The sequence below is a fragment of the Acidiphilium sp. JA12-A1 genome (assembly GCF_000724705.2).
Lineage (GTDB): Bacteria > Pseudomonadota > Alphaproteobacteria > Acetobacterales > Acetobacteraceae > Acidiphilium > Acidiphilium multivorum.
The window spans coordinates 1-1,968 of the sequence record NZ_JFHO01000165.1; the positions used below are offsets into that span (position 1 = coordinate 1).

Annotated in this window: 2 protein-coding genes and 1 pseudogene; 1 reads left to right on the top strand and 2 read right to left on the bottom strand. The window is 59.3% G+C overall.

The window, feature by feature from the left end:
• Nucleotides 1-581: DUF6444 domain-containing protein (locus tag RT91_RS18920; protein WP_240314363.1), on the bottom strand; the 581-nt coding region annotated here is incomplete at its 3' end.
• Between the two features lie 54 nt (nt 582-635).
• The gene (locus RT91_RS21750) at nt 636-1,241 is read right to left on the bottom strand and encodes a hypothetical protein (protein ID WP_152982878.1); all 606 of its coding nucleotides are present in this window, start codon (nt 1,239-1,241) and stop codon (nt 636-638) included.
• A 119-nt stretch (nt 1,242-1,360) separates the two neighbouring features.
• Here RT91_RS21750 and tnpA point away from each other — a divergent pair.
• A pseudogene (gene tnpA / locus RT91_RS20970) lies at nt 1,361-1,968 on the top strand (IS66 family insertion sequence element accessory protein TnpA); the annotation flags it as partial.

A 1,968-nucleotide genomic window follows, 5' to 3' on the forward strand; every position in this document is an offset into this window, starting at 1 on the left:
GTAGCTGACGCATGGATGACGCGCAGGTAGATCGCGAGAGCCACGAGGTTGAGGCTGAATGGTGTGCCGGTCTCCATGCCTTCCGGGACGGCTGCCAGCGTGGKCGCCCCACAGCACGGACAATGGCCGGCATAGCGTTCGACGCGGGTGACGACCGGCTTGATCGGCGGCAGATCGATCTTGTCGTAGCGCTGCGCGAGGCGCTGATCCGCGTCAGTCAGCCCGGCACGGCAGTGCTGGCAATGCGCCGCCTTCGCGATCACCGTCTGATCGGGGTTCTCGGCAAGCAAGCGACCGCCACCCTCACGGCCGAGACTGCCTTTGCGGGGCCCCTTGCGCGGACTTTTCTCGGGCCGGTTTGGCTTCTGCCCGCGCGATGGCGGCAGGCTCGAATTGTCCGGCCGCTTCGGCGGTTCGTTTAGCCGCGCCTCCAACTCCGCAATCCGGCGTTCCGCATCCGAAAGCCGGATTGCCAGTTCCGCGTTCCTGCGCTCGGATGATTGCAACGCGTCCCATAGCGCGCGGATCAGCGCGTCTTTCTCAGCGTGCGATAGGAGAGACAGGTCAGGAAGCTCGTTCACGCCTCCCGTCGAATCGTATCCGCCGTGGTCACGTCAATTCACAATCGATTCAACTTATCGACGGACCAGGATGAGCAGATACCTATTTGCTATCTCGACAACTCTACTTTTCGATCTAGATTCGTGATCTTCCTGCTTACTACTTTTGGCCTCAGATCGTCCCCGACCGAAAAGCGTGTTTGGAAACCGTTTTACGGTTATATTTTGTTTGACGTGTATCTCTTCTATATGTCCGCCAACCGCTTCGATGATCGAGCGTGTTTCCAGCGGCAAGGTGGCATCCAAGATAATCGCCGGATTCCCATCCGCTATCCACTCGCCCACTTGCGTCAGCCCGACGACATGCAATTCGCCATCTGCGACATACCCTCCGTCATTCGATAGAGTATGCAAAATCGCACTGGCAGCGCGGTAAGGGACCGTTTTCGGCGTCAGGCCATCCCATGACAACTTTTCCCAAGGGGCCGTGCCGCCCTGCCACGATCCAGCCGTTTTATCTTTGATTTCTTTCATTTTATCGCGCAGCCATGTCGGCACTGTCCGCGTCCCACCCTTTCCAGCGGCATTACCGAGATATTCGGCCAGCGCTTGGCACATTTCGACCGCGATGTTCATGCCATCTATTTCTGCGGCAAGCTGTGCCGCATCTTTGTCGCTCAAATCCGGTGATTGTGCTGCATGAAGCTGTGGAAGTCTTTCAGCAGCTATGTCGCGTGGTCTGAGCCCGTGGATTTCCTCCAGGAATGAGTAGAGTCCGCCCCATCAGGGAGACGGACGAGATGAAGAGCAGTCGGTTTAGCGAGGAACAGATCATCGGCATCCTCAAAGAGCAGGAGTCGGGGATGTCGACGGCGGAGGTCTGCCGTCGACACGGGATCAGTTCGGCGACGTTTTACAAGTGGAAGGCCAAATTCGGCGGGTTGGAAGTCTCGGACGCCAGGCGGCTCAAACAGCTGGAAGACGAGAACGCTCGGCTCAAGCGGCTGTTGGCGGACGCCGTGCTGGACAACGCCATGCTCAAGGAAATTGCGTCAAAAAAATTCTAGCGCCCAGCCATAAGCGGGAGGCGGTAGCTCATCTTCAGAGCCTGTTCGAGGTGAGCCAACGCCGGGCCTGCGATGCGCTGGGCGTGGATCGGACCACGGTGCGGTATCAAAGCCGCCGCCCGGATGATGCGGAGGCTCGCGAACGCATGCGCGTGCTTGCGGGCGAGCGCCGTCGATTTGGCTATCGGCGCCTGCACTGGCTGCTCAGCCGCGAAGGAATTTCCATGAACCACAAGAAGTTTCGGCGCCTTTACCGCGAAGAACGCCTTCAGGTTCGCCGTCGCGGCGGGCGAAAGCGGGCCTTGGGCACACGATCTCCGATGACCATTCCGCAGGGCTGC